The sequence below is a fragment of the Dictyobacter halimunensis genome, from assembly GCF_036245075.1.
On sequence record NZ_BSRI01000001.1, the window covers coordinates 2,648,410 to 2,674,544 of the forward strand.

The following is a 26,135-nucleotide window of genomic DNA, read 5'->3' on the forward strand; positions in this document are numbered from 1 at the left end:
ATGGGGACTCTACTTATGAAAGAAATTGGGTGGACCATTTTGTGTTGGTGCAGCAGGGGGGCATGTGGGGGGGCGCTCGCCTGCCTCTACGATGACGGGAGTCAGACACGCTCTAAATTTTTCTCGCTTTTGCGCAGACAATCTGCATGGTTATGATTTTTACAATGATCCGAGTCCTACTCTTTGAGCACGTTTACATGCGCGATTTTGTATCGTAGTATGTATATGTACAATATATGCTATCCCTATCGTTTCAAATGGGCATATGGGTGCAGAATCTATTTTATTTTCTCACTGTATTGTCTGCATCATAGGCTCATGAGTTCTTCCCCGAAAGGACTGTTACTATGAGTCGTACCCTATGGCCTTTTTCCCGCCGCCGCCGTGATCTTCCCGTGGAGCAGGTAGCGGCACCGCAGCCCGTGAACTCTATCTCTGTCGATGATCGCGAGCGCCTGACCCATGCGCCTTATTTCTTACCCAAGGATGCTGAAGAGGACTCCCGTCTGAATTTTCAACACCGCGCGCTTTATGCTGCTATCGGCAACCACTATCTCGCGCCACTCAAACCAGAAACGGACACGATACTTGATGTCGGTACCGGCACAGGTATCTGGCCAGCTGAGATGAGCCGCCTCTTTCCAAAGGCACATATTACTGGTCTGGATGTCGCATCCTCGTCCTTTCAGTATTCATCGACAGCGGCATACACGCTCATGCTCGGAAATATCTTGCAAGGACTTCCATTTCCAGAGAAACAGTTTGAGTTTGTCCATCAACGGCTGCTGGTTGCGGCTATCCCGACTGCGAATTGGCCCTCTGTCATCAATGAGCTCATCCGTGTGACGCGTCCTGGTGGATGGATCGAGGTCCTGGAAATTGGGGTCACGATCAAGAATTCCGGAGCAGAAACCGCGCGGCTCCTTGAATGGATGGGGGACCGCAGCAAAGAGCGCGGTTTTGACATGGGCATGGTATCTCAGTTGGGCCAGTTACTCATCGATGCGGGGTTACAGAATGTCGAGATCCACCATATTCCTGCGCCGTTAGGAGTCTGGGGAGGGCATGTCGGATCAATGCTCAAGGCGAACGTGTTGAGTGCTTTCGGCGCGCTGAAAGGAGCCTATTGTAGCCAGGCACAGATGAGACCAGAGCAATTTGATGCCTGGGTGCAGGACGTCGCTGAGGAGTGGGAGACGTTTCACGCTTCCTACATTTTTCATGCAGCCTATGGGAGAAGAGCGCCAGCATGAACAATTCACCGCTCCCGCGTGGCCTCAGCCTGACATCTAAGCAACTGCAACATTTGATACATTGTATCCAGGTATACCGCCGTTTTGCCTGGGAAAACATGGAGCCGACAGCAGAGCGTAATGCGGCGCTACGAGTACTGCAGGCGCTTCATGGCAGGATCATGAGCGACCTGGAGCAGCCTAACGGAAGTATCACTATCATGCTCCCGATCACACCCGACGAGCGCATTGCGATGACGATGATGATCAGTTATATCCTTGACCAGTATAAGGGAGGTGCCCCGAACAAGGAGCGCACCCTCCTAATCGCAGATCTTACTGGATTAAAGTCCATTCTCGACGGTGACTTTTTCTCCAGATAACCAGGATACCATCCCATGGCCCCGGAGAGGGTGTCAGATGCAATATCATTGTTGCCAGAAGCACGAAAAGTGGTTCTGGCAACACGTTGAGCGTAAGCGATAAAAGGGCGAAGGAGAAAACGTCCCCCCCAACGCGACACGCCCCTGTAGGGTCGCGTTGGGGGGGGACGTTTCGTATTCGGGGGGCGCGTGTTTTTTGTCGCGTTGCCTTTTTGCAAACATTTGAATGTGGGTTTCCTTCCGGTTGACATGCATTTCAGGACAGAATGGTTTAAAATACAAATATATTGTATTTATTTTCAGGATCGGAACAGGGCACTTTTGCTTGCCACTAGAAGGTGGATTTGATAGATGAGTGAACATCATGCTCTCCCGGCGGGTTTGGAACGCCGCACAGAAGATTATCGGCTGATTACGGGTCATGCCGCCTATGTTGATGATGTACGCCTCGCGGCAGGCAGGCCCGCGCCGCTGCAGATGGCCGTTGTTCGTAGCCCATATGCGCATGCTCGCATCAACTCAATCCAACTCGATGCGGCGCGGGCGGTCCCCGGCGTGGTGGCTGCCTACGCGGGCGATGAACTGGTTGAGCATCTGCCCTTGATGGAGTTTATGTTCGCCCAGATGGCGTCGGAACTGAAGACGCCGGCGCGTCATCCGCTGGCGGTCGGCAAAGTGCGCTACGTGGGCGATCCGGTCGCGGTGGTGCTGGCGGAAGATATCTATGCCGCGCTCGATGGACGCGACCTGGTTGAGGTCGATTACGAGCCGTTGTCCTCGGTTACCGATCCTGAGCAGGCGCTGGCGGCCGATGCCCCCTTGCTGTATGAAGAACTGGGGAGCAATGTGGTGTTGCGCAGCGGGACGCAGGGCGGCGATGTCGCGGCCGCTTTCGCCCAGGCGGATCACACCGTCACGCTGCGGCTGGAGAATCAGCGCCTGGCCCCGGCGTCGATGGAGCCGCGCGCCTGTCTGTTCGATTTTGACGCCGAGCAGCAGCGCTTGACCGCCTGGCTCTCATCGCAATCCGTCTTTCAGGCTCGCAATACGCTGGCCCGCTTCCTGGCTCTACCTCCGGAGCAGATCCAGGTGTATAACGCGGATGTCGGCGGCGCCTTCGGCGCCAAGACGCTCTTCCTGGGCGAGGAGATTATCACGGCTGTGCTGGCCAAACAGCTGGCGCGCCCGGTCAAATGGATCGAGGATCGCAGTGAGAATCTGCAGGCGCATATGCATGGGCGCGGGCAGATCAATTATGTCGCGGCTGCCTGCACATCTGAGGGACGCCTGCTTGGCCTGCGGGTCTGCACCATCGGTGATGTGGGCGCTTTCCTCTATAGCATCGGACCCCTGCTGCCCCTGTTTTCAGCCAATATGCTGAGTGGTGCCTATCAGATCCCGGCCATCGAGTGCCAGGTCGCCTCCGTTCTCACCAACAAGGTGCCGACGGGCGCCTATCGTGGCGCGGGCCGTCCGGAGGCAGCCTACATTGTCGAACGGACCATCGAGCGCGTCGCCCACGAGCTACATCTTGATCCGGTTGAGGTGCGCCGCCGCAATCTGATCCCCTCCGATGCGTTTCCATATCGCACGGCGGGTGGGCTGGTCTACGATAGCGGCAATTACCAGGTGGCGCTGGATAAGGCGCTGACCCTGGCCGATTACGCCGGCTGGCGCGAACGGCAGCGCCACTGGCGCGCTCAATCCTCCTCCAAACTTCTCGGCATCGGCGTCTCTACCTTCATTGAAACGACCGGTGGCGCATCGCGTGGGCAGGGGCCCCAGGAGGCGGCGACGGTACGCATCCAGCGCGATGGAACGATCCTGGTGCAGAGCGCGGTCGCCCACAATGGTCAGGGCCACTTCACCACCTTCGCGCAGATCGCCGCCGAGGCCTTTGGAGTGCCCGGCTCCCAGGTTGAGGTGCGCCTGAACGACGCCTCGCTCCCCGGCTATAGCACCGGCACCAACGCCAGCCGCATCACCCAGACTTCCGGTTCGGCGATACACCTGGCCGCGCAAAAAGTGCGCACAAAGGCGCTCCAACTCGCCTCCCAGGTGCTCGAAGCAGCTATGGACGATCTGGCGCTGGAGCAGGGACGCATCGTCGTGCGCGGTGTTCCTGCGCGTGCGATCGAGCTGGGTGAACTGGCGCGCATGGTCGAAGAGCAGCCAGACCTGATCGAGCGCGAGGCCCCCAATCCCGCCAATAACGTTCCCATTGAGGGGCTGGCCGCCTGGCACGATTTCGCTTCCACCGGTACGGCCATCGCTTCGGGCGCGCACGTCGCCATCGTCGAGATCGATAGCGAGACCGGCGACCTGGAGATTCTGCGCTACATCGCCGTTGACGATGCGGGCCACATCCTCAATCACTATCTTACCGAGGCGCAGGTCCATGGCTCGCTGGCGCAAGGGATCGGGCAGGCCCTCTTCGAAGGTGTCGTTTATAACGAAGATGGGCAGAACCTCACCGGCACCTTTATGGACTATGCCGTCCCGACGGCCGGCCAACTGCCCAGCTTCGAACTGGATCTGGTCGAGACGCCCTCGCCGCTCAATCCGCTGGGAGCCAAAGGCGTTGGCGAATCCGGCACCATCGGCGCGCCGCCCACCATCGTCAACGCTGCCCTCGATGCCCTGGCGCCCCTGGGTGTCAAAAGCATCGATATGCCCCTGACACCGGAAAAGCTCTGGGCCGTCATCCGCTCCGCGCAACATGGCACGCTCCAGCAGCCAGCACCGGAGCCGCCCGCGATCTTCCGCCCGTGATTTTACTTATGCGTTGATTTTGAGCATCTTCGAGGGCGTTTCGTGACTCTAAGCAGAGCTACAAAACGCCCTCCAGGTCTTCTTCGAGCATACTAACCGCGTGTGCAGCCTGATGCCAACGCGGGGCGCGCCCAGCATGTTGATCGCTGGGTTTGTAATGCACCGCATCAAGGATGTCGATCCCTGGCAGGATACGCAGCGCAAGATTGCGGCCATCACGCCGATCAGCGGGCGCGTCCTCGATACGGTAACCGGCCTGGGCTACACCGCAATCCTGGCCTCGCGTGCCGCCGAATCCGTCACCACGATTGAGCTTGACCCCGGCGCGCAGGAGATGGCGCGGCTCAACCCCTGGTTGCAGGAACTCTTCAACAACCTGAAGATCATCCAGTTGATGGGCGATGCCTACGAAGTTGTGCCAACCTTTGAAGATGAGAGCTTTGGCCGCATCATCCACGATCCCCTGACCTTTAGCCTGGCTGGCGACCTCTATTCAGGCGTCTTTTACCGCGAACTCTACCGCATCCTGAAACGCGGCGGACGGCTCTTCCACTACATCGGCGACCCCAACAGCAAGGCCAGCGGTGGTGTCACTCGCGGCGCGCTCCGCCGTTTGCAGGAGTCCGGCTTCACCCGAGTGGTGCGCAGGCCGGAGGCGTATGGGGTGGTGGCTTATACGTGACATCCTATGGTGTCTCATCTTCAGGTTTGCAATGAGTAGCAGCCCCGTCAGCTCTGTTGCGCCCATGCGTGAGTGTAGCGTTTTGATGGCACCTTCATGGGCGCGCGTTTCCTGGCGGAGAAACATAGCTGGCGCAGGTTGGGGAGCGCGTGCGTGATTCTGGCGGGAATTATCCTGCCGGCCATAGGTTAAGAATAGATTTCCTGGCCACCTACTGGTTTGCTTGCTCCAGAAAGCGCTCTACAATCAGCCTTATAGTGGGAATCAAATCCAGATCAAGCACCCTTTCGAGCGGCGTAAAAACCATAGCCTGCCCTTCACCCAGGACAATATCTTCCTGGCGGGCCTGGGTCTGGACAGAGTAGACATGCCATTGACGATAAACTCCTGGCAGTGGGCTAGCAGGAAGGATGCTCTCCCAAAACAGCTTGAGGTTGCCATGTACCTTGAGGCCTGTCTCCTCTTCCAGTTCCCTGCGGGCCGCTTCTTCCGGGGTTTCGCCCGGCTCAATCCCGCCTCCCGGCAGGCCCCATTTGTGCGGCCACGCATATGCAGCGCCATCGCGGTGCTGCATCAACAGCTGGCCCTGCTGATCTATGACAAGCACCACGGCAATATGGTTATCCCGAATCTTTTGCTCCATTTTGTATGCTCTTTCTGCCTCTCTTTTAGATGAGGGTGCTTCCTAACTTGACCGAGTAGGATAAGATCATCCGAAACGAGGCTTGCTCCCGCCTCCAGGAGATCAGCTTATGATACCTACGATCATCAACCCAAGCGGCACCTGTGGCCCCACCAGCATATCATAGAGCGCAAGCTCGGTTGGGTCCAGCCTTGCATATTGATGCCCTCACCCTCGTCAACACATTGCATCTGCTGGCTTTGTGCCGCTTGTCTCCGGCTGGTCCACCATGGTTCGGCAGGTCTCCTTGACCTACACGGCTACCATCATCGTCGCTCTCGCTGCCCAGCAGGCTAGCCGCCCCGATCTCATCCGCTCTCCCAAACGCGTTTTAGCTCATACATGGGAGGGGTCTGAGTTACGAAATGCCCTCCATCTTCTTCTGTCCGCAGAGCATGCCGTCCACCCCGGGCCACGCTTTCGGCAGCGGATCGAGGATTTGAGCAAGATCCAAGAAGTTTTTTTTACGCCGAAGCTGATAGAATAGGTCTACTTGCAAATGGTCATTGCATCTCTGCTCACCAGAAGTCATCCTGAATGCAAGAAGGAAAAGAAAGAAGGGGATAGATATGAAGACGTCTGATCAGCACCATTTTGCCAGAGACCTCGACACTGCTGCGCGGCCTGCAGTGGTCGACCGGGCCACCTGGCAGGCGGAACTGGACTCACTGCGAGTACGGGAAAAGGCCCACACCCGCGAAGGGGATGCCATCGCGGCAACTCGTCGACGGCTACCAATGGTGGAAGTGGACCCCACCACTACGTTGATTGGCCCGCATGGACCGGTCACTCTGCTGGAAGTCTTCGAGGGCCGCAGGCTCCTGATCGCCTACTTTCACATGTGGCACAGCGGTCAACCCGCTAGCGGCCAGTGTGAGGGCTGCACCTTCTCCACCACCCACATTACCGAGCTGTCCTATCTGCATTCCCGCGACGTCACCTACGCCACGTTCTGCGAAGGTCCGTACGAGGAGAGTTCGCGCTATCATGACTTCATGGGCTGGACCATGCCCTGGTACTCGGTGCCGCAGGAATCCGTGGACGCGCTGATCGCAGACCGGCACTTCGGCATTTTGGTCAGCTATCTCCGAGACGGTGATCGGGTCTTCGAGACCTACTGGACCACCGGCCGTGGCAATGAAGTGATGGCACCGTCGTTCGGACTGTTAGACAGGACTGTGTATGGTCGGCAGGAGGTCTGGGAGAACTCGCCTGAGGGCTGGCCAAAGCGCTGGGGGGAAAACACCAGCGAACCTAATGGCTTCCGCACCAATGGACGGCCCATCGCCCAATGGTCCCGGCTTGCCGCCGGACGCCCCGACGACCTTGGCACCGCGACTACCGCCACTGACCAACATTGCTGTCAAAACGAGCCGTAACACGCGCGGGAGAAAAAGAAACGTACACGTAGATTCGGCCCTTGCGGCAGAACCTACGTGTACGTTTCTTTTTCTTTGCAAAAATTCGCGTTGAAGACTAGACAACATCTTTCTGCTGGTGACGGTGTTGGTAGGCGCGGGCTTTGGCACGGCTGCCGCATATCTTCATTGAGCACCATGTTCCCGAACGATTCTTTGATACATCATAGAAGGCACGCTGGCATTTTTCGTTGTGGCAGACCTTGAGCCGGCTCCAACTTCCATCTGCCATAGCAGTGAAGATAATCCCGAACAATTTCGCGATCACTCCATCAATACCGGTGAGTTCGGATGCAAGGTTGGCCTGCCCATTTTGCTGGAATGTGAGCTGCAATGGTGCGCGCTGGCTGAGGTGGTTGAGTACATCAATAGAGCTTGCCTCTACGCTGCCCTCGCTATTCATATATAAGAGACCCCGAATGGCCTCGCGCGCTTCTATCATGCGCTGATAATCGCTCCGAGTGATGACTTGTTCCTCGGTCAACAAGTGCCGTTGCAGCAACCAGGCACGGAGCTGTTCTGGATCACCCCATTCATCAGCACGTCTTCCAAAGCGCGTATTGATGCATTCCTGCAGGAGTTTGAGGGGTTCAGTGATCATAATCTTTGCCTTTTTTTGTAAGTTTGCCTATCTGTTTACCAGTATAGCATATTTAGTGGAAAGTATAAAGTCTCTATCCTCCATAATATTTACCATCAAAGTCACTTGACTGGTTACATTGAGTTCGGATATACTATGTTCAAAGTTTCGTTCTATCCGCAATGCTGGAGGGTAAGAGGATATGGCTTTTCCCACACGGTCGTCAGTGGCACGGCCGAGGCTTCCCTATAAATGGATTGTTATTCTGGTCGTCGTCTTCGGGGCGTTTATGACCATTCTCGACCAGACTATTGTTAATATCGCTTTGCCGCGCCTGCAAACGGCCTTTCACGCGCCGTTGAACGTTGTGCAGGGATCGATTACGGCCTACATCTTAACGCAAGGGGTGATGACGCCGACCACGGCCTTCTTTGTTGATCGGCTGGGAGGCAAGCGCTTCTATCTGCTGGCGCTCGGCATCTTCACCATCGGTTCCGCGCTCTGCGGCCTGGCCTGGAGCTTGCCTGCTCTCATTATTTTCCGCGTCGTACAGGGCGTGGGTGGAGCATTCCTCTATCCTGTCGCGGTTACGCTGGTCTATCGTGAATTCCCACCGCAGCAGCGCGGTACCGCCTCGGCGGCGCTGGGTGTGGCGGCGTTGCTGGCTCCAGCTATCGGACCTACCCTCGGCGGCTACCTGGTTACCTATTCGGACTGGCCTTATATCTTCTTTATTAATGTACCGCTGGGGATCATTGGTATCCTGCTGGGGATCTGGCTCTTGCGTGAAGTTCGTTCGCAGGTACAGGTACGTTTTGACTTCGCCGGTTTTTTACTGGCCGCGTCCGGCCTGACCACACTGCTCTATGCACTGTCCGCTGCCAGCACTGATGGATGGGGTGCCCCGAAGATAGTGGGTTTGCTGGCTGCCAGCCTGCTATTGCTGAGTGTCTTTGTGGCGGTCGAGCTCTGGCGCGTCAATCGCGACCGGGCTGTTCTGCTCGATCTACGGCTCTTTAGCAACAGTCCGTTTCTCTTTAGCAACATCGCCAGTGCATTGATCACCTTCGTTTTCTTTGGTGGACTCTTCCTGTTTCCCATCTACCTGCAAAGCCTGCGCGGACTGAGCGCCCTGCAATCTGGCTTGCTGCTGCTACCTCAGGCGTTTGCCTCAATCTGTATGGCCGTCATTGGAGGGCGACTGTTTGATCGCTTTGGGGCGCGGACGGTGGTTATCCCAGGATTAGTTATCATGGTCTTCACACTCTGGCAGTGCGCGTATCTACAGCTTTCGACCCCTCTCTGGTGGCTGATCGTTATCTACCTGCTGCGTGGAGTGGCCCTGGGACTGATCATTCAACCCTTGAATGCCTCGGCCCTGCAGGATATGCGTTCCCAACAGTTCGCGCAGGCCTCTTCTCTTTACAATGTGATCCGCTTTGTTTCTACCTCGCTGGGGGTCGCGATCCTGGCAACGTTGCTACAGTCGCAGACGAAGGTGTATGTTGGAGAATTTATCAAGCAGGCGCCAGGTAGCCATAGCGGCGTCACGCATCTCATCGAGAGCCAGGCGATGATGCAGGCGCTGCAGGATACCTTCTGGCTGAGCGTGGTGGTAGCTGTGGCTGGCGTGCTGGCGGGCGCCTTTATCCGCTCGCGCCGTATCCTTGACCGCAGCGAGGAAGAAGCGATCGAGTTACGCTCCGCTATGGTGGCGGAGTAGGGTTAACGAAATGAATAACTATCAATCGGAGGAAAGCAAAATGACACAGGCATTGATTGGAAAGGTGGCCCTGGTCACCGGTGGATCTCGTGGTATTGGTGCCGCCACGGCACGTGCACTGGCTGAACAGGGGGCCGACGTCGCGATTAGCTATACCAGCGCATCCTCGGCCCCAAAGGCTGAGGCCCTTGTCAACGAGCTCAAGGAAAAAGGGGGACGCGCGGCCGCTTTTCAAGCGGATCAAGCTGATGGCGCGCAGGCCAGGGCATTGATCGAGCATGTTGTCGAGCACTTTGGACGTCTTGATATCCTTGTTAACAATGCCGGTGTACTGGCCTTCAGGACGATTGATGCCGTGGAGAGAAACGAGGCCACCTTCGCTCGCATGACGGCCGTCAACCTTGCCGGGGTGGCGACGACGGTGGAGGCGGCGGTACGAGTCATGGGTGAGGGAGGACGCATCATCTCGTTAGGTTCCTGGTTCGCCTCGCGTGTAGGTACTCCTGGTCTGGCGGACTACGCGGCGACGAAGGCGGCCCTGGCAGGATACACCAGAGGCTGGGCGCGTGATCTCGGTCCAAAGGGAATCACCGTCAACCTGGTCCAGCCCGGTCCCATCGATACCGATATGAATCCGGCCGAGGGTCCCTTCTCGGCCAATGTCGTATCAACTGTCGCCCTTGGTCGTTATGGTCGGCCCGAGGAGCTAGCGGCGGCCGTCGTGTTTCTGGCCAGTCCCGCGGCTTCTTATATCACCGGCACCTCGCTTGTTGTCGATGGGGGACTGCTGGCGTAGGCGAGATGGCGACGTTTTCTCCATGCCAGGAGCTCTTATGAAAGTGTCCTCAGGACGAGGTTTCCATAGGAGCTCCATTGTGTTATATATTCTCGTTTTTAAAATCGACGCCTGTGCTGTACCTTATAGTACAAAGGGGATGAGCCGCTTCGTGCGCTGCATATACTCTTGATATCGCGGACCCAGATGCTCCTGGAGGGCGTGTTCCTCTACATGGATACGGTAGCTCAAGCCCGCCAGCGCGCAGGCCATGAGGACGAGCAGGCTCAACCAGTTCGCCAGGCTGAGCCCAAATCCGAGCAAGGTGATGAGGAAGCCGGTATAGGAGGGATGTCTAATGAGCCGGTAGGGACCCTTTTCAACCACGGTCTGCTCCGGTGTGATGGCTACCGCCGTTGTGAAGAAGGCGCCGAGCATCGTGATGGCGTAGAGGCGCAACGCGATCCCTGCGTAGATCAGCAGAATGCTCAGCCAGAAGAGGGGGATGCGCGCAGCGGTGATGGCGGTGACAGGAACCTTGAAAGCCAGCAGCATGCCGAGTATGATCCCGATCACGACCAGGCAAACGAGGACCATGTGTGATCCTCTATCCCGGCGCTGGACGCCAGCACGGAGACGCTTGAACGTCCTGATATCCACGACTGTTTCCACCGCTCTCCAGATGAGAAGGCCAGCCAGCCAGACATTCAGGAGCAGCGGATTATGGGTGAAAAGTGGTTGCATGTTCCACGTCCTTAGTGATAAGCGTGCGAGAACAGGTATGTTCCCATCACCCTCAACTTCGATTTCTAAACGGGCGTTTATGCTCAGTCACCAGTTAATGGGGTTCTACTATAGATTAAAGCATATATATTAAATATAAGCGAACATTTATGCAAGGGAAATTAAGTTTTTCATCTACTTTGACGAGAGAAATATAGTGCGGAAAGTAAAATATATGCTCTGAAGCTATATTACTTTTTCACAAACTCCTTTCTTAAAACCTGTTAGGTCAGCTTATCCCTTAATCTAGCCCGACTGCTAGATCCACTTCATGCGTACTTCTCGTGAAGTATTATGCTTATAACTATGGAGAAAACTTGTATATGTTTAAAGCGTTTCGAGTAGGAATTTCTCTTGTCATTTGCCTTTTAGGAAGTGCATCATTTCTGGTAACAGGTACCGAAGCACAACCAGGCGCGGCAGCAAGCGCTGCAACCAGTTGTTCTCATCACCATACGGGGTGCCACAACCACAACCACAACCACCATCACCACAAACACCACAAGAATGAGCACAAAGGACCGCAGGGTCCATCAGGCCCTAGTGGTCCATCAGGTCCATCAGGACCTAGTGGCCCTTCTGGAGAAAGTGGTCCATCAGGTCCATCAGGCCCTAGTGGCCCTTCTGGAGAAAGTGGCCCATCAGGACCTAGTGGCCCTTCTGGAGAAAGTGGTCCATCAGGACCTAGTGGCCCTTCTGGAGAAAGTGGTCCATCAGGACCTAGTGGCCCTTCTGGAGAAAGTGGTCCATCAGGTCCATCAGGACCTAGTGGTCCTTCTGGAGAAAGTGGTCCATCAGGTCCATCAGGTCCATCAGGTCCATCAGGCCCTAGTGGTCCTTCTGCAGAGATTCAAGGGTATGACACGATCAACAGTGTTCCCACATCTCTCTGTACACCTTCGACAGCCCCCGAGTGTGGTAGTAATCCTAGCTCGGCAGTAGTGGCAAGCTTAAGAGTGCCCGCAGGCAAATTTATTGCCAATGCTAGTATTCCTGTTTTTGCTACAGCCAATAATACGGTGGTGACGTGTAAATTTGGTGGTAACGGTGTCGTATCAGACAATGCCCCTGGTGCTTCAACGGTCTACCAAACATTCACTGCAAGTTCGCCTCAAGTGACCGTGGCGCTGACGGATTCACTGCGTGTCACACCGCCAGGTGGTGCTACGACTACAACTATCGATGTTATATGTACAGTTACCAAAAACGGTGGTGGAGAGTCTGCTGCGCCAGTTGTCATCGGCCCGGCGCAAACAAGCACTGCAGGAGTTTCCGTCTCTGCTGACGCAAAGAATTCTCTAAACGGCTTCGACCCGCCGGGAGAATAATAAGCAGTATAGTAACTGCCTGCTCACTCATCGTCTAGCAAGTAGGCACCGATGGAAATGGATTATCATATCCGTTTCCATCGGTGCTATGCATCATATACCAGCATTTTGCCACCTTCCCTCCCCTCCAACGCTTCTTATTAGGACTTACGCGGTTTGAATCGAGGCCGCGTCTTGCAGGCCCAGTTCCTGGATCGACGTTTCGCGCATCAGGTATTTCTGGATCTTGCCCGTTACCGTCATGGGGAATTCCTGCGTGAAGCGGATGTAGCGCGGGACCTTGTAGTGCGCGATCTGCTCGCGACAATATTCGCGCACCTCGTCCTCGCTCAGCTGTTCGTCGTCGCGCACCTTGATCCAGGCGACGATGGCCTCGCCGTATTTGGGATCGGGCACACCGATGACCTGCACGTCTGCGATCTTTGGATGGGTGTACAGGAACTCCTCGATCTCGCGGGGATAGACGTTCTCGCCGCCACGAATGATCATGTCCTTGATGCGGCCAACGATGTTGACGTAGCCTTCCTCATCCATGGTCGCCAGGTCGCCGGTATGCATCCAGCGCGCCAGGTCGATGGCCGTGCTGGTCGCCTCGGGATTATCCCAGTAGCCCAGCATGACGCTGTAGCCGCGCGTGCACAGCTCACCGGGCGTCCCCAACGGAACGATGGCGCCGCTGGCCGGGTCGACGATCTTGATCTCCAGGTGCGGATGAATCTGCCCCACCGTGCTCACGCGCTTCTCCAGCGGCGAATCGATGCGCGATTGCGCTGAGACAGGCGAAGTTTCCGTCATTCCGTAGCATATCTCCACGTCATCCATGTGCATCTGTGCGATGACGCGGCGCATGACTTCGATGGGACAGGGGGAGCCGGCCATGACGCCGGTGCGCAGGCTGGTCAGGTCGAACTTTGCGAAGTCGGGATGGTTCAGCTCGGCGATGAACATGGTCGGTACGCCATAGAGGGAGGTGCAGCGCTCCTCCTGCACGGTCTCTAAAACGGCCAGCGGCTCAAAGCCTTCGGAGGGATAGACCATGGTGGCGCCGTGCGTGACGCAGCCCAGGTTGCCCATGACCATGCCGAAGCAGTGGTACAGCGGCACCGGGATACACATCCTGTCCTCATGGGTGATGTTCTGCAGGTGCGCCACGAAATAGCCATTGTTGAGGATGTTGTGGTGGCTGAGCGTCGCCCCCTTGGGAAATCCGGTGGTGCCGCTCGTGTATTGAATGTTGATCGCGTCGTCGAACTGCTGCTGCCGCTGGACCTCTGCCAGTCGGGCCGCGTCAACCTCGTGTCCCAGAGCCATCACGTCGGACCAGCGATACATGCCGGCCACGTCGTGTGTGCCCATGTGGATGACGGTCGTCAGCTCGGGCAACTTCGCCGCCTGCAACTGCCCGGGAGCGCACGTGCCAAGCTCGGGAGCCAGCGCCTGCACCATCTGGATATAGTGGGAGCTCTTGAACTCGGGCGCCAGGATCAAGGCCCGGCAACCGGACTGCTTGAGGACATATTCGAGCTCGTTGAGGCGGTACGAAGGGTTGATATTGACCAGAATGACGCCGATCTTGCTGGTGGCGAACTGGGCGATGCACCACTCCGCCCGATTAGGCGACCATATTCCCAGGCGCTGCCCCTTCTCAAGCCCCAGCTTCAGCAGGGCTCGGGCGCACAGGTCGACCTGTTCCTGAAACTCCCGATAGGTCAGGCGGATCCGCTGCTGACGCGAGATCAAGGCCAAATTATCAGGATAGCGCGCGGCCGTCTGATCAAGCATATCGCCGATCGTCAGACCGAGCAGAGGAGTATCGGTGGTGGCGCTGGTATAGCTCATGCGAGAAATAGAGGATGGTGTGGGCGCAGCATTAGCGTTCTCATGCGACATTGTCATGGTTCCCTCCCTCATCTGTGTGGAAGTTTCAGCGACAAATCTCTGTGGACGACTCTATAGCAGGTAATGGCTTTTGTATTCAGCATCAAGCGTAACCAATCCCCACACAAAAATCAAGCGCTCTATCTCTAGTGCGCTCGTCCTCGCTGCGGCGCAAATCGCATGGTAGCATGTGCACGCCCACTTTCTTCTTCACCCCGCTGCTGACAACAGAGCATGCCACACACCCGACTCTGTTGTCAGCAGCGGGCCGAGGATGTGAGCAAGATTCGAGAGGTTTTCCTTTTTCTTTGCCAGTAGAATAGAGATACTTACACATTACAAGGAGATCACTCTCTTTATGAGCTATCCCGAATGCCTGGAGTGAGAGAAAGGAAGAAAACATCTATGAACACACAGGGCCAGCAAGATTTGCCCCTGACACTTCACTCTCCTTTCTGGTTATTTCTTTGTACGGTGATCGCCTTGTTCTTTGTATTCCGACTTATATATGGGCGGAGATTCTTGGGCCACGTCGATGTAGAGCACGAGATCGGGCATGGGATGATGGCCATTGGGATGGCGCTCATGCTCGCGCCTGCTGGCCGCTTTCCTCTTGATCTTCGGTGGAATATCTTCTTGTTTGCGGTTGCCTCCCTGTGGTGGACCTCTCGTCTGGTCGTGCGCAAGCCTGTGCTTGCCTTCCTGTTTGGGAAAGACACAACGCCCACCACTATCCACTCTGATGGGATTCAGGTGCTCATGCACAGCGGCATGTGCTACATGTTTCTGCTGATGAGTAGTATGGTGTTCAGTATGACGCAACCGGCTATCTATGCCAATGTCATCTTTTTTGTTGCTTTCGCTTTTCTCACCTGTTTTTTCGGGCGAGAGGCGACCAGAGTTCTTCAGGCTTCTGAGAAAGATTGGCTTCAATGTGGGGCACATCTTGCCCATGTCTGCATGAGTGGCATGATGTGTTGGATGTTTCTTGAAATGTTCACCATGGCCGTGAGCATGAGAGGCTGAAGTGGCTAAGAACACACTCGTTGTATCTCCCGTAAGAGAGACGCTGGCGGCCCTGTAGTCCATGTTCTATTTCTTCGCTGCTCATATTTTTCCCACATAACCTTTACCGTTATCGTCCTCGTACACCAGCAGTCCATTTGCGCACGCTAATTAGCCCACGGCACATCGGCAAACAGACGATCTGCTCTCCCATTGGCTCTCCTCTTTGAGTTGAGAGCAATGGGAGAAAACAACATCAGGATGTTTCCCTTCAGAGCCGCGCGAGTTTTTCCGGGTTGGCAATGATGCGAATCGTCTGAATACGCTCTTGCTCTACATCCATGGTCAGGACGGAGAAGGGTTGGCCGTTCGCGCGGATGAGCAGGGCGGCCTGACCGTTGATCTCCTCTAGCTCGACAGCAACGCCCTCGGGCCAGAAGCGCTTCGTTCCCAGGGTAAAGCGTGCCACGGCATCACGCCCATGAATCGGGCGCAGCGCGGCCTGCTTGTTTTTCCCACCACCATCAGCCCATAGGACCACATTTTCGGAGAGCAGTTCTGTCAGGGTGCTCATTTCTCCGCTGCGCACGGCTGTCAGGAAGTTGACAAGCAGTTGCCGGTGCACTTCGGGAGCGGGTTTGAAGCGTGGCCGCTGCTCAACCAGGTGGTGCCTGGCCCGGCTGAAGGAGCGGCGGCAGGCGGCCTCACTCTTCTCTAATATGGCGGCAATCTCCGCGAACTCGTAGTCGAAGACTTCGCGCAGCAGGAAGACCGCACGCTCGAATGGTTGGAGTTGCTCCAGTAGCACCAGGAACGCCAGTGAGATCGATTCCTCGGTCTCGACACGCTTTTCGGGATCGGCTGTGTCTGGCATCTCTTCGGTGAGGATCGGTTCCGGCAACCAGGGACCCACGTACTGCTCTCGCTTGCGGCGCGCCAGCTGGAGCTGATCCATGCACAGGCGCGTGATAATGGTGGTGAGATACGCTTTGAGCGAGTGAATGGTCGCAGGCTCAGCGGTCTGATAGCGCAGGTAGGTCTCCTGCACGATATCCTCAGCGTCCATCGCGCTGCCGAGCATGCGGTAGGCGATGGCAAAGAGGTAGCTACGATAGGTTTCAAAGGTTTCCACGCTGTTTCCTCACAATGATAAGATGACTCTGATCCCGGTTACATGGCGTCCTGTAATAAAAACACAGGATGGCTGGCCGCCACACGCTCAAACTCCTCAAAGGAAGATTGTGCTGTGACCTGATAGTAGCTAGCAAAAGGGTTGCCACCCTTGATATCTTCTTGTAAAACGAGGGCAGCCTCTCTTTGGGGTAGCTCTCTGGCTTTGACCGTTTCCACACGGCGCCCACGCTTGAGGGTGGCTTCGCCCGCTGCTTGCAGATTGCGTACCCAGGCCACGGCCCCAAACGGAGAGGCCAGGTAGCGCCTCCCATTGCGCTCAATCGTCACGATCGGGACCGTACGCAGCTGCCCACTTTTGCGACCACGCACCGTTAGCAGGTACATCGGGTAGTTGCCAGTTCCATTGAGCTTGACGCCCACGCGCAGCAGGGGCACTGTCAGCTTATTTCCCAGCGCGACAAACCACGGCGCCTTGTTTATTTTTGTCATATGTTCCTTCTCATTCTATAACTTAGAGATGTTTTGCGATGACCACTATCTGTGATCTCACAAAGAAAGAGGGTTGAGCAGTCTGATTTGGGACAGCTTTTGTAATTGGAACAAAAAAAGAGGTGCACGATCATGTTGCATGATCGTGCACCTCTGCTTCTGATTGATCTTTGTCGGAGTGCCTCAGGAGCTGAAGTCCAGCACCAGGCGTCCCCGTACGCCGCCAGCCTCGAAACGACGGTGTGCCTCCGCGGCCTGCTCGGCTGGCAACACATCGGCTATGCGCAGGGTCAGTGTGTGATCCTCGGCCTGGCGCACCAGCTTTTCGAGCGCCGCGGTATTGGTGGCGGCACTCATCACCATGATCCGGTGGATGGTGATATTGCGCTCGCTTGGACCCTCCCAGCCGCGGATTACCGCCAGTCCACCGCCATTGGCGATGGCGGGCAGCGCGCGTCCGTTGAGTACGGCGCCATCGGCCAGGCCGGGCACACCCTCCGGAACCATTGAACGCACAAGTGACGCGAACATATCGCCGCGTTCAAGCACGTAGTTCGCGCCCAGTGAGCGCACCAGTTGTTCGTCGGACGGCGAGGTGTCCGCGATCACCCTCAGCCCATCAGCCTTGGCCAGCTGAATAACGTAGCCGCCGAAGGCACCAGCCGCCCCAGTCACCGCCAGCAGTTGTCCTGGTTGCAGCGCCAGTGCATCCAGCGCCAGGCGCGCGGTCATCCCGTTCATCAGCAGCGTCGAGGCGGCCGGGAAGTCTACGCCATCTGGTGCGTGCACGACCGAGGCGGCCGGCACAACGACCTGCTCGGCGTACGCACCTCCATGCGGGCCACCCGGCACTATCAGCGCCACCACGCGATCACCGATCTTCAGACGCCCATCGGCGCCGGGACCCAGTTCATCGATCACGCCCGCCGCATCCATGCCGGGAATATAGGGTCCGGGCCGTCCTTGCAGCCGCCCCGCCTGCAGACCCGCGCGGAACGCCGTGTCGGTCGGATTTACCGTCGCGGCATACACGCGAATACGCACCTCGCCATCCCCTGCATGCGGCTCCGGCAACTCCACAACCTGCAGCGCCTCGGGCCCACCGAATGATGTTACTCCTACTGCTTTCATATCCATTACCCCTTTCGTCAATGTTTGTAGCATACGTTTATGACACGCAAAAGACATACATAAAGGTGAGCTCTCCCTCGCTGCGGCTCAGGTTTGCTTGCCAGCCTTGTTTCTGCTATACTCATCCATGTTGGGGAGTTGGGGAGAAAATCTGTTGTGGACAAGGAAGGGCCGATGCCAAAACCAGCGACTCATGTTCTCACCTGGTCTGTCGAGAAGCGATGCTATCTGTTGCATACCCCTGACTATCTCCCACTGCCAATTCTCCCAGGAGACGAGGGAGCGTGGCGCGCCTGGCTGGCGGCGCATTCCTCCTTTTCCTTTCAGGGACAACATGGTCGCCTGAATGTTCTCAAAGAGGCTCGTTCGCGCGGACATGGCTACTGGTATGGCTATCACACCCATTCCGGCCAGACCAGGAAGCGCTATCTGGGAAGCGATGCGACCGTGACCCTGGCTCGTTTAGAAGAGATAGCACAGGAGCTCCAGGAGGGCCAGCAGAAGCCGCCATCGTCCCCCGTGGGCGTGCTGGAGACCTTGCATTTCTTCCTTGCTGGCAACGAGACCCCTTCTCGCCTTGTCGAGCCGGGTGACCCCTTCGATGATCCTCGCATGCCGATGGTGCTGACCCGGCTGGTTCCTCCCCCTCCTCCTGCCGCCCTCGTGGGACGAGAGCGTCTCCTCTCGGCTCTGGATGCCGCGTTGTCGCGCCCACTGACCTTGCTTTCAGCCTCCGCTGGCTGGGGCAAAACCACCCTGCTCTCCGCGTGGGCGCAGCGGCATCACGGGTCCGTTGCCTGGCTGTCTCTGGAGGCATTGGACAATGACCCGACGCGCTTCTGGATCTCGGTGATCGCGGCCCTGCGAACGTGCCTGCCAGACATGGGAACGCATGCCCTTGCCCTGTTGCATACCTCCGCGCCGCTTTCGACCAGCCTGACCACCCTGCTCAATGAGCTCGCAGGTCAACACGCGGATGACTCTCCTCTGGTGCTGATTCTGGATGACTATCATGTGATCGATGAACCGAGCATTCATGCCTCGCTCACTTTCTGGCTGGAGCATGTGCCCCCGCACGTGCACCTGGTGCTGGGCAGTCGCGTTGACCCGGATCTGCCGCTCTCTCGCCTGCGGGTGCGCGGGCAGTTGGTCGAGATCCGCGATACTGATCTGCGCTTTACACGGGAAGAGACGCAGCGCTTTCTCACGCAGCGCATGGGACTTGCCCTCCCTGAGGCCGACGTTACGCTGCTGGAGGCGCGCACCGAGGGCTGGATCGCCAGCCTGCAACTGGCCGCCCTCTTCCTCCAGAAACAGACGGACCCCTCGGCTTCGGTGCATATGCTCAGTGGCAACCAGCGCTTCGTGCTCGATTACCTGCGTGAAGAGATCTTCACCAATCTGCCGGAAGATCTGCAAGACTTCTTGCTGAAGACCAGCTGGCTCCATCCGTTGAGCGCCTCCCTCTGCGATGCCATCAGAAACAGAGAGGATAGTGCTCACCTGCTCGAACAGGTCGAGCGAGCGAATCTGTTTCTCCAACCCTTCGATGAGCAGCGGCAGTGGTATCGCTATCATGCCCTGTGGGCACAGGCCATGCAGCATGAAGCACAGCTTCGCCTGGGGACAGCCGCCCTCCGTTCTCTGAGGAGCAAAGCCAGTCAGTGGTATGAGCAACAGCATATGCTTCCAGAAGCGATTGAAGCAGCACTGGAGGGCGAGGAGTTTTCCCGCGCGGCTGCGCTGATTGGACGATTTCTGGTCCCGAACAGCTTTCACAATGCGTATCATCTGCTCTGCTCCTGGCTCAAACGCATGCCAGAGAGGTCGCTGCAAGCTCAACCGGAGCTCTGCCTTCAGTATGTGCTCGCGTTGACGTTTACGACTGATCGGCGTTCGCCTGCTACCTGGGAACAGGTCGAGCGGCTTCTTCAGCGGGCGAAGCAGGGCTTGGAGGCGGCGCAGCAGCGGGAGCAACTGGGGGAAGCACTGCAACTGCACGCCGAGCTGGTTTTTTTTCAGGATGATCAGGTGCGCGCGTTGGCGTTGACTCGTCAAGCCAGTTCGCTCCTCTCCAAACAGAGTCTGTTGTATGCGGATAACGTTGTGATGAGCGGATTAGAAGCCTTCATGGCAGGCGAGGTGAACGTGGCCTCCCAGCGCCTCCTTGAAGGGTATAGGGAGTTAAAAAACCTCGACAATCTTTCGGCTGCCTTTGCGACATGTCTCATGTTGGGAGATGTTTGCCTGGAAAAGGGCGAACTGCACAGGGCCTCACACTACTACCACCAGGCCCTTGCTCATATGGATGAGGATCAGGAGATTGCTCGACAGCAATTGCTGCTCTCTACAGGAAGCACCGAACCATTCTTCGTCTCCTGGGCCTATCATTCTCTGGCTCAACTTTCTTATGAGCGCAATGAGCTCTCCGAAGCTCAGCGCCATCTCTCTGCAGCGCAGGCACTGAGAGCGATGCCCGAGAAAGGGATTCACGTGCTGGCATCGGGCGCGCTCGTCCAGGCTCGCCTGCTACACGCCTGTGGAGAGACACCGCAAGCTCAGGAGCTGCTTGCGAAATGGGAGATGCATACTCGGTTTTCCTGGTCTTTGAGCGTGATACGCGTCTGCCAGGCGCGCCTCCAATTGGCACTTGGAGACCTCGCCGCAGTCGAACAATGGGCGCATTTGGTTTCCCGCGAGTCGGCGCAGGAGGAGCGCTTCCTCTTACAACAGCAAGAAGAAGCACTGCTCCTGGCGCGTTTGCGCACTGCCCAAAAGAGGGGAGACATGGCCTTGAAGGAACTGGCTCCCTGGAAAGAGAAGGCGCAGGCGCAGGGGCGCAGGCACAGCGTCCTGGAGATCCTGATTCTGGAGGCCCTGGCCCACTTCGCCTGCCAGTCGCACCGCCAGGCCAGATCAACACTCATGCAGGCGTTACACCTGGCACAACCTGAGAACTACCAGCGCGTCTTTTTGGATGAAGGCCCGGCGATGGAAGCCCTGCTCAAAACGGTGCTCCCAGAGATCCGCGAGGCGTCCTTGATCTCCTTTGTGCGAACCCTTCTACGCGCTTTTGTTCAGGAGCCATATGCCCGGTCTACCGGAGAGGTGGTTTCTCCTGGGGAAGCTGCGCTGCCCCTGGAGCCACTCAGCGAGCAAGAACAGCGGGTCTTGCGTCTGCTTGCCGCAGGATGCTCCAACCCGGAGATTGCCCGTGAACTGGTAGTCTCGGTCAATACCGTCAAGACCCACGTCCAGAGCCTCTACCGCAAGCTGGATATCCACAATCGTGTGGAGGCCAGCGAGATGGCACGACGCCTGTCCTTGCTCTAACCTTCCACTTTTCCCTTTCACCCACCCACAACCGCCCCATCGGGTGATGTTAACTCACCCGCTGGGACACTATCCTTCAATCATCCTGAATGAAAGGAGGACGCGTCATAGATGCAATGCTCCATTGCCGTCAAAGGGCATCTGGACCCATCCTGGCAAGAATGGTTTGAGGATCTCCAGCTTCTCTCCGAGGCACCTGACAGAACAGTGCTGCACGGATCGCTGGTCGATCAAGCGGCGCTCTATCGGGTTCTGCTCAAAATCCGTCGTCTCGGCCTAGTCCTGGTCTCCCTTGAGACAGATGAGTTGCCTTCGATCCAGAGGTAGCAAGCAATACAGGCATCTCTATAGGTCTTGCTCTTGCCCTCTGCTATCCGCATTCAGGGAGGTCAACGAAAGAACAGAGAGCTGGTTTATCAAACAAAGTATAATTTCTGGAATAATACCTTGACAGTCATAGTAGTATGACGTATACTCCTACTATGACGTGACGATATGAGTGAGAACAAGCTAACCTCCGACCGGTTGCCTGGAAAATCTCTTGTAAAGGATTTTTATGTTATGAATGAGAAATTAACCAACTATGTCAACGGCGTTTTTGCTCCCTATGATGAGGTAAAAAGCGCCGCCGAATTAAAGGCTGATCTGATCTCCGATCTGCAGGAGCGCTTCCGTGAACTGAAAGCTGAGGGCAAGGATGATGAAACCGCCTTTGCCATGACCATTGAGAGTATCGGCGACATTGAGCAAACCGTCCGGGAGGTCGCCAACCTCTCCCACTCGCTGGAGCGGCAAGTGGTCACCAACTTGAGTGCGAGTCATTTGCCACAAAGCGACTTCGCGGGCGTTATCGCGCAGAAAGGAAATTTTCAAGCGAGTGCGTTGCGCGGTTCTGACTTTACGGGCGCAGACCTGACCGGCAGCTCGTTTCGGGGCAGTGATGTCCGTGAGGCCAATTTTGTGGGCGCCAATCTGACCGATTGCGACTTCTCTACCCTTGAACTTGCGGATGCGAGCTTCCGTGAAGCCATTCTTGTGCGCACCAACTTCAGCAAGGCGGGGCTGGCCGGGGCACAATTCATTGGCATCACGCTGATTGATGTCAACTTGATGAAGACCGACCTGAGAAAAACCACCTTTGAACACTGTACCTTTCGCGGTGTGGACTTCACCTCTTCGGATCTGAGTGGACTGCGACTTGATGGGCAGACCTTTCTCGGCGTCACGTTTGACAATGCGGCCCTGAAAAATGCGTCGTTTCAGGGCGCGACCCTTAAAAATGTGTCTTTCCGCGCGAAGTTTGCCTTGACGAATAAATATTACCGTACCCTTCAATCCATTCGCTTTGATGGCGCGATGATGGATAAGCTCACGTATGCCGCGCTCAAAGGTATGGATGTTGATGTATCGAAGGTCACTGTTCTAGCATAAGGAATTATTATGTCAACTTCTTTAAATCCAGAGGAATTAGCGCCGGCCAGCACACCGCAAATAGTGAAGCAGGCAGAGGAAACGAACACACAAAATGGTGAGCTGGAAATGAGCGCGCGCGATGGGGCTACGCAGCCAGACATGACCAGGCCGGCTGGGGGAGGGATGACGCGGCTCTTCAAAGTGCGCGATTTTACGTTGCTCTTCGGTGGTCAGACCATCTCGACCTTTGGCGACGCGCTCTACATGGTGGCGCTGCCGTGGCTGATCCTGACCACGGGTGGCAATGTGCAGGAACTGGGCATTGTGCTGTCCGCTTACGGTATTCCTCGCGCGGTATGCATGCTGGCGGGTGGTTGGCTCTCGGATCGCCTGCGCCCCCGGCGGCTCATGTTGATCGCCGATACGCTGCGCCTGCTGTTGATGGGAGTCCTGGCGGCACTGGCCTTTGGTGGTCATCCTCTGCTCTGGCAGCTCTGCGCGATCGCGGTGCCGCTGGGTGCCATGGGAGGCGCATTCACCCCCGCTTCCATGTCCATGGTGCCAGATCGTCTGAGCAAAGACGATCTGCAAGCTGGCAATGGGCTGATGATGGCCTCAATGCAGGGCGCGAATCTGATCGGTTCATCGGTCGCGGGCGTGATCGTCGCCGGGCTTACTTCGGCGGTAGCCCTCACTATCGACGCGGTAACCTTTCTCGTCTCGGCTGGTTCGCTCGCGTTGATGCGGGGGGCAAAACACGCCACACCTGCTGCAAGCCAGGAATCTCCCCTGGCCGGCGCGCAGGAAACTGGGACACAGATCAGTTTCTGGGGCTTTCTACGCACCTCACGGTTGATTCAGATCGCCCTGTTCATGTTCATCGTGAGCAGCCTGGTGACAGGCGGATTGATCGAGGTGGCGCTGCCCGCGCTGGTTCAGGGTCCCCTGCATGGGAGCGCGAGCGCGTTTGGCTTCATCCTGGCGGGTTGGGGCGCGGGCGCGCTCATTGGCTCCATCCTCGCTGGCATGCTGGGCAAATTCAAGCACAAAGGGCTGATTATTCTGCTGGGAGGAATGATCATCGCCGCCATGTTCGCGCTGCTCCCGGTTGGGGGTGTGCCCGGAGCCGTGGCCTGCATGCTGATCGCGGCCATCGCCAGCAGTGGCTTCAGTGTCCTGTTCTTCACCGCGGTCCAGATGAACATCCCGAGCCACCTGATGGGGCGTGTCATGGGCCTGTTGATGTTCAGCTCATTAGGACTCTATCCTGTCTCGACAGCCCTGGCCGGTGTGCTCGCCAACCATCTCGGTCCTGCGATCCTCTTCCCGTTCGCCGGGCTTGTGCTGGCTGCGACGATGCTGTTTGGGATGACGCAAAAAGTGTTGCGAGAGCTATAACACAGAATCATAGACAGAATTATATAAAGAGAAAGAAAAAGAAAGATTATGCAGACAAATTCTAATAGAGAACAGCTCACCGCCTCGTATGACTGGTATCGTCAGATGCGTGAGACGCAGCCCGTTTTCTTAGACCCGAATACGCAGATATGTCACATCTTCCGCTACGACGATGTGGCACGCATGCTCAGTGATCACGCGACGTTTTCTTCCGAGCAGAACCGCTTCGTGCCAGCCGAGTATCGCGATGTGAGCCCGATCAGTTCGAGTATTGTACGCCTGGATCCGCCGCGCCATCACAAGTTGCGCTATCTTGTTTCGCAAGCCTTCACGCCGCGCATGGTGGCTCACATGGAGTCGCGCATCCAGGAGATCACCAGCGGATTGCTCGATCAGGTGCAGGCGGCGGGTGAGATGGATGTGATCAAGGATCTGGCCTATCCTTTGCCTGTCACGGTCATTGCGGAGTTGTTGGGGGTCCCCGCCGAGCGGCGTGAGGATTTCAAGCGGTGGTCCGATGCCTTCGTCTCAGGAGATGCGGAAGGGACGGAAGAGGATATGCAGGCGGGCAAGGAGGCAGCCGCCAGCATGGTCAGCTACTTCACCCAGATCTTTGAGGAGCGGCGCGCGCATCCCCAGGACGACCTGGTGAGCGCGTTGCTGCAGGCAGAAGTGGAGGGTGAACACCTGAGCAACGAGGAATTGATCGGGTTCTGCGTGCTGTTACTGGTCGCCGGCAACGAGACCACGACCAATCTGATCGGCAATACCATTCTGTGTCTGGATGAGAATCCAGGCAGTGTGGAACGCCTGCGTGCCAATCGCGACCTGGTGTCGGGTGCTCTTGAAGAGGCACTGCGCTACTACTCGCCGGTCAAGCTTCAGCCGCGCTGGGCCACGACTGAGACGACGCTTGGCGATCAGCGCATAGCAGCCGGTCAGCTTCTCTTTGCCTGGATCTCCTCGGCCAATCGTGATGAGGCCCAGTTTCCTGATGCCGATCAGTTCAAGATCGAGCGTGAGCCCAATCGGCACCTGGGCTTCGGACGCGGCATCCACTTCTGCCTGGGTGCTCCCCTGGCGCGTCTGGAGGCGAAGATCGCGCTGAACGCGATGCTCGACCGCCTCCCTGGCTCCTGGCACGTGTCTGATGCGCCGCTGTCTCCGATCAAGAGCATGTCCTCTTTCGGGGTGAAGCAGTTGCTTCTGGCATGGGAGAAATAAAGCAACGCGAGTTCTGGTTAGCAACTCCTTCCTGGTTGAAATTGGAAGAAATACTAAAGAAAAGGAAAAAGAATGCAAAAAGTCTTTACTTCAGAGGTTATACAGACCAACTCAGATACACAGCTCACGAAAGCGCTTCTGACCTGTGGCGTGGTTGCGGGACCACTCTTCACCATAGTGGGTTTGATCCAGGCCTTCACGCGTCCTGGATTTGATCTGACTCGTCACGCTCTCAGCCTCCTTGAAAATGGAGACCTGGGATGGCTGCAAATCACGAATTTCTTGTTCTCCGGCCTGCTCTTCATCATTGGTGCGGCCGGCATGCGACGTGTTCTACGTGGAAGTCGGGGGGGGAACGTGGGGGCCCTTGCTGGTTGGCATCTGCGGCCTGGGTATGATTGGCGCTGGCTGCTTCACGGCTGATCCAGGCCTTGGTTTCCCCCTCGGCACACCAGATGCTTCCTCCATGACTCTGAGCGGGCATGGACTGGGGCATATGATCATGGGATCGTTATCGTTTCTGACGATGATTGCCGCTTGCTTCGTCTTCGCACGACGATTTGCCAGCCAGAAACACTCTGGTTGGGTGATCTATTCAGTAGCGACCGGCGTGCTCTTCTTTATTGCCTTTGTTGGTATTTCAACGGGGAACCTCTGGTTAAATAGCGCCTTCGTGTTTACAGCGCTCAATGCCTATATCTGGATCTCTGTGATAGCTGCACGAATTCTGGCTCGACAATCCCACGTCTAAGCTCGCTAAACAAGTCTTTTA

The 26,135-nt window shown here is 56.7% G+C and carries 23 protein-coding genes; 15 read left to right on the forward strand and 8 right to left on the reverse strand.

Annotated elements, in window-relative coordinates:
• The first annotated feature begins 347 nt into the window (after window positions 1-347).
• The 4 genes from AABA21_RS10765 to AABA21_RS10780 all read left to right on the forward strand — a co-directional run bounded on the left by AABA21_RS10765 (window position 348) and on the right by AABA21_RS10780 (window position 5,069).
• Entirely contained in the window at window positions 348-1,253 is a 906-nt protein-coding gene (locus AABA21_RS10765; protein ID WP_338249673.1) for a class I SAM-dependent methyltransferase, read from the forward strand.
• Entirely contained in the window at window positions 1,250-1,615 is a 366-nt protein-coding gene (locus AABA21_RS10770; protein WP_338249675.1) for a hypothetical protein, read from the forward strand. The genes AABA21_RS10765 and AABA21_RS10770 overlap by 4 nt, the downstream gene beginning before the upstream one ends.
• A 351-nt stretch (window positions 1,616-1,966) precedes the next feature.
• On the forward strand, window positions 1,967-4,387 hold the full coding sequence (locus tag AABA21_RS10775; RefSeq protein WP_338249677.1) for a xanthine dehydrogenase family protein molybdopterin-binding subunit: 2,421 nt from the start codon (window positions 1,967-1,969) through the stop codon (window positions 4,385-4,387).
• Window positions 4,388-4,523: 136 nt separating this feature from the next.
• On the forward strand, window positions 4,524-5,069 hold the full coding sequence (locus AABA21_RS10780; RefSeq protein ID WP_338249678.1) for a methyltransferase domain-containing protein: 546 nt from the start codon (window positions 4,524-4,526) through the stop codon (window positions 5,067-5,069).
• 211 nt (window positions 5,070-5,280) lie between these two features.
• Here the strand turns inward: AABA21_RS10780 and AABA21_RS10785 are convergent, their stop codons facing one another.
• Window positions 5,281-5,712, reverse strand: a complete 432-nt coding sequence (locus tag AABA21_RS10785; protein ID WP_338249680.1) for an NUDIX domain-containing protein — start codon at window positions 5,710-5,712, stop codon at window positions 5,281-5,283.
• 608 nt (window positions 5,713-6,320) lie between these two features.
• On the opposite strand from AABA21_RS10785, the gene AABA21_RS10790 reads away from it, so the two are divergent.
• A complete protein-coding gene (locus AABA21_RS10790; RefSeq protein ID WP_338249682.1) occupies window positions 6,321-7,130 on the forward strand; it encodes a DUF899 family protein in 810 nt (269 codons plus the stop codon).
• Between the two features lie 97 nt (window positions 7,131-7,227).
• Here the strand turns inward: AABA21_RS10790 and AABA21_RS10795 are convergent, their stop codons facing one another.
• Window positions 7,228-7,770 carry a CGNR zinc finger domain-containing protein gene (locus AABA21_RS10795; protein WP_338249684.1) on the reverse strand — a complete coding sequence of 181 codons (543 nt, stop codon included), beginning with the start codon at window positions 7,768-7,770 and terminating at the stop codon, window positions 7,228-7,230.
• A gap of 181 nt (window positions 7,771-7,951) precedes the next feature.
• On the opposite strand from AABA21_RS10795, the gene AABA21_RS10800 reads away from it, so the two are divergent.
• On the forward strand, window positions 7,952-9,472 hold the full coding sequence (locus tag AABA21_RS10800) for an MDR family MFS transporter (RefSeq protein WP_338249686.1): 1,521 nt from the start codon (window positions 7,952-7,954) through the stop codon (window positions 9,470-9,472).
• A gap of 40 nt (window positions 9,473-9,512) precedes the next feature.
• Entirely contained in the window at window positions 9,513-10,268 is a 756-nt protein-coding gene (locus AABA21_RS10805; protein ID WP_338249688.1) for an SDR family oxidoreductase, read from the forward strand.
• Window positions 10,269-10,391: 123 nt separating this feature from the next.
• On the opposite strand, the gene AABA21_RS10810 is transcribed toward AABA21_RS10805, so the two are convergent.
• The gene (locus tag AABA21_RS10810; RefSeq protein ID WP_338249689.1) at window positions 10,392-10,991 is read right to left on the reverse strand and encodes a methyltransferase family protein; all 600 of its coding nucleotides are present in this window, start codon (window positions 10,989-10,991) and stop codon (window positions 10,392-10,394) included.
• Window positions 10,992-12,173: 1,182 nt separating this feature from the next.
• Here AABA21_RS10810 and AABA21_RS10815 point away from each other — a divergent pair.
• Window positions 12,174-12,332, forward strand: coding sequence for a hypothetical protein (locus AABA21_RS10815; protein ID WP_338249691.1), 159 nt, complete (start codon window positions 12,174-12,176; stop codon window positions 12,330-12,332).
• 173 nt (window positions 12,333-12,505) lie between these two features.
• Here AABA21_RS10815 and AABA21_RS10820 read toward each other — a convergent pair whose 3' ends face one another.
• The 5 genes from AABA21_RS10820 to AABA21_RS10840 all read right to left on the reverse strand — a co-directional run bounded on the left by AABA21_RS10820 (window position 12,506) and on the right by AABA21_RS10840 (window position 17,995).
• Window positions 12,506-14,254: an AMP-binding protein gene (locus AABA21_RS10820; protein WP_338249692.1), complete on the reverse strand. Its 1,749-nt coding sequence runs from the start codon at window positions 14,252-14,254 to the stop codon at window positions 12,506-12,508.
• Window positions 14,255-14,695: 441 nt separating this feature from the next.
• Window positions 14,696-15,169, reverse strand: coding sequence for a hypothetical protein (locus AABA21_RS10825; RefSeq protein WP_338249694.1), 474 nt, complete (start codon window positions 15,167-15,169; stop codon window positions 14,696-14,698).
• A 343-nt stretch (window positions 15,170-15,512) separates the two neighbouring features.
• Window positions 15,513-16,373, reverse strand: a complete 861-nt coding sequence (locus AABA21_RS10830; RefSeq protein WP_338249696.1) for an RNA polymerase sigma-70 factor — start codon at window positions 16,371-16,373, stop codon at window positions 15,513-15,515.
• A gap of 38 nt (window positions 16,374-16,411) precedes the next feature.
• Window positions 16,412-16,864, reverse strand: coding sequence for a nitroreductase family deazaflavin-dependent oxidoreductase (locus AABA21_RS10835; RefSeq protein ID WP_338249698.1), 453 nt, complete (start codon window positions 16,862-16,864; stop codon window positions 16,412-16,414).
• A 183-nt stretch (window positions 16,865-17,047) separates the two neighbouring features.
• Complete coding sequence (locus tag AABA21_RS10840; protein ID WP_338249700.1) at window positions 17,048-17,995, reverse strand: NADP-dependent oxidoreductase; 948 nt, start codon at window positions 17,993-17,995, stop codon at window positions 17,048-17,050.
• 174 nt (window positions 17,996-18,169) lie between these two features.
• On the opposite strand from AABA21_RS10840, the gene AABA21_RS10845 reads away from it, so the two are divergent.
• From AABA21_RS10845 to AABA21_RS10875, 7 genes are all read left to right on the forward strand, one after another.
• Window positions 18,170-21,328: a winged helix-turn-helix domain-containing protein gene (locus AABA21_RS10845; RefSeq protein WP_338249702.1), complete on the forward strand. Its 3,159-nt coding sequence runs from the start codon at window positions 18,170-18,172 to the stop codon at window positions 21,326-21,328.
• Between the two features lie 111 nt (window positions 21,329-21,439).
• Complete coding sequence (locus tag AABA21_RS10850; RefSeq protein ID WP_338249704.1) at window positions 21,440-21,655, forward strand: hypothetical protein; 216 nt, start codon at window positions 21,440-21,442, stop codon at window positions 21,653-21,655.
• Window positions 21,656-21,889: 234 nt separating this feature from the next.
• On the forward strand, window positions 21,890-22,759 hold the full coding sequence (locus tag AABA21_RS10855; protein ID WP_338249707.1) for a pentapeptide repeat-containing protein: 870 nt from the start codon (window positions 21,890-21,892) through the stop codon (window positions 22,757-22,759).
• Window positions 22,760-22,768: 9 nt separating this feature from the next.
• Entirely contained in the window at window positions 22,769-24,139 is a 1,371-nt protein-coding gene (locus AABA21_RS10860; protein ID WP_338249709.1) for an MFS transporter, read from the forward strand.
• 48 nt (window positions 24,140-24,187) lie between these two features.
• Entirely contained in the window at window positions 24,188-25,363 is a 1,176-nt protein-coding gene (locus tag AABA21_RS10865; RefSeq protein ID WP_338249711.1) for a cytochrome P450, read from the forward strand.
• Between the two features lie 72 nt (window positions 25,364-25,435).
• The gene (locus AABA21_RS10870; RefSeq protein ID WP_338249714.1) at window positions 25,436-25,786 is read left to right on the forward strand and encodes a DUF998 domain-containing protein; all 351 of its coding nucleotides are present in this window, start codon (window positions 25,436-25,438) and stop codon (window positions 25,784-25,786) included.
• A complete protein-coding gene (locus tag AABA21_RS10875; protein ID WP_338249715.1) occupies window positions 25,731-26,114 on the forward strand; it encodes a DUF998 domain-containing protein in 384 nt (127 codons plus the stop codon). Before AABA21_RS10870 ends, AABA21_RS10875 begins: the two co-directional genes overlap by 56 nt.
• The last annotated feature ends 21 nt before the right edge of the window (window positions 26,115-26,135 follow it).

Excerpts from the sequence above, each read along its gene's own strand:
- AABA21_RS10865 (WP_338249711.1), top strand. The coding sequence starts at position 24,188 with ATGCAGACAAATTCTAATAGAGAACAGCTCACCGCCTCGTATGACTGG.
- AABA21_RS10855 (WP_338249707.1), top strand. The coding sequence starts at position 21,890 with ATGAATGAGAAATTAACCAACTATGTCAACGGCGTTTTTGCTCCCTAT.
- AABA21_RS10800 (WP_338249686.1), top strand. The coding sequence starts at position 7,952 with ATGGCTTTTCCCACACGGTCGTCAGTGGCACGGCCGAGGCTTCCCTAT.
- AABA21_RS10840 (WP_338249700.1), bottom strand. The coding sequence starts at position 17,995 with ATGAAAGCAGTAGGAGTAACATCATTCGGTGGGCCCGAGGCGCTGCAG.
- AABA21_RS10870 (WP_338249714.1), top strand. The coding sequence starts at position 25,436 with ATGCAAAAAGTCTTTACTTCAGAGGTTATACAGACCAACTCAGATACA.
- AABA21_RS10835 (WP_338249698.1), bottom strand. The coding sequence starts at position 16,864 with ATGACAAAAATAAACAAGGCGCCGTGGTTTGTCGCGCTGGGAAATAAG.
- AABA21_RS10810 (WP_338249689.1), bottom strand. The coding sequence starts at position 10,991 with ATGCAACCACTTTTCACCCATAATCCGCTGCTCCTGAATGTCTGGCTG.
- AABA21_RS10850 (WP_338249704.1), top strand. The coding sequence starts at position 21,440 with ATGCAATGCTCCATTGCCGTCAAAGGGCATCTGGACCCATCCTGGCAA.
- AABA21_RS10795 (WP_338249684.1), bottom strand. The coding sequence starts at position 7,770 with ATGATCACTGAACCCCTCAAACTCCTGCAGGAATGCATCAATACGCGC.
- AABA21_RS10780 (WP_338249678.1), top strand. The coding sequence starts at position 4,524 with ATGTTGATCGCTGGGTTTGTAATGCACCGCATCAAGGATGTCGATCCC.
- AABA21_RS10785 (WP_338249680.1), bottom strand. The coding sequence starts at position 5,712 with ATGGAGCAAAAGATTCGGGATAACCATATTGCCGTGGTGCTTGTCATA.
- AABA21_RS10770 (WP_338249675.1), top strand. The coding sequence starts at position 1,250 with ATGAACAATTCACCGCTCCCGCGTGGCCTCAGCCTGACATCTAAGCAA.
- AABA21_RS10765 (WP_338249673.1), top strand. The coding sequence starts at position 348 with ATGAGTCGTACCCTATGGCCTTTTTCCCGCCGCCGCCGTGATCTTCCC.
- AABA21_RS10775 (WP_338249677.1), top strand. The coding sequence starts at position 1,967 with ATGAGTGAACATCATGCTCTCCCGGCGGGTTTGGAACGCCGCACAGAA.
- AABA21_RS10790 (WP_338249682.1), top strand. The coding sequence starts at position 6,321 with ATGAAGACGTCTGATCAGCACCATTTTGCCAGAGACCTCGACACTGCT.
- AABA21_RS10845 (WP_338249702.1), top strand. The coding sequence starts at position 18,170 with ATGCCAAAACCAGCGACTCATGTTCTCACCTGGTCTGTCGAGAAGCGA.
- AABA21_RS10860 (WP_338249709.1), top strand. The coding sequence starts at position 22,769 with ATGTCAACTTCTTTAAATCCAGAGGAATTAGCGCCGGCCAGCACACCG.
- AABA21_RS10805 (WP_338249688.1), top strand. The coding sequence starts at position 9,513 with ATGACACAGGCATTGATTGGAAAGGTGGCCCTGGTCACCGGTGGATCT.
- AABA21_RS10820 (WP_338249692.1), bottom strand. The coding sequence starts at position 14,254 with ATGACAATGTCGCATGAGAACGCTAATGCTGCGCCCACACCATCCTCT.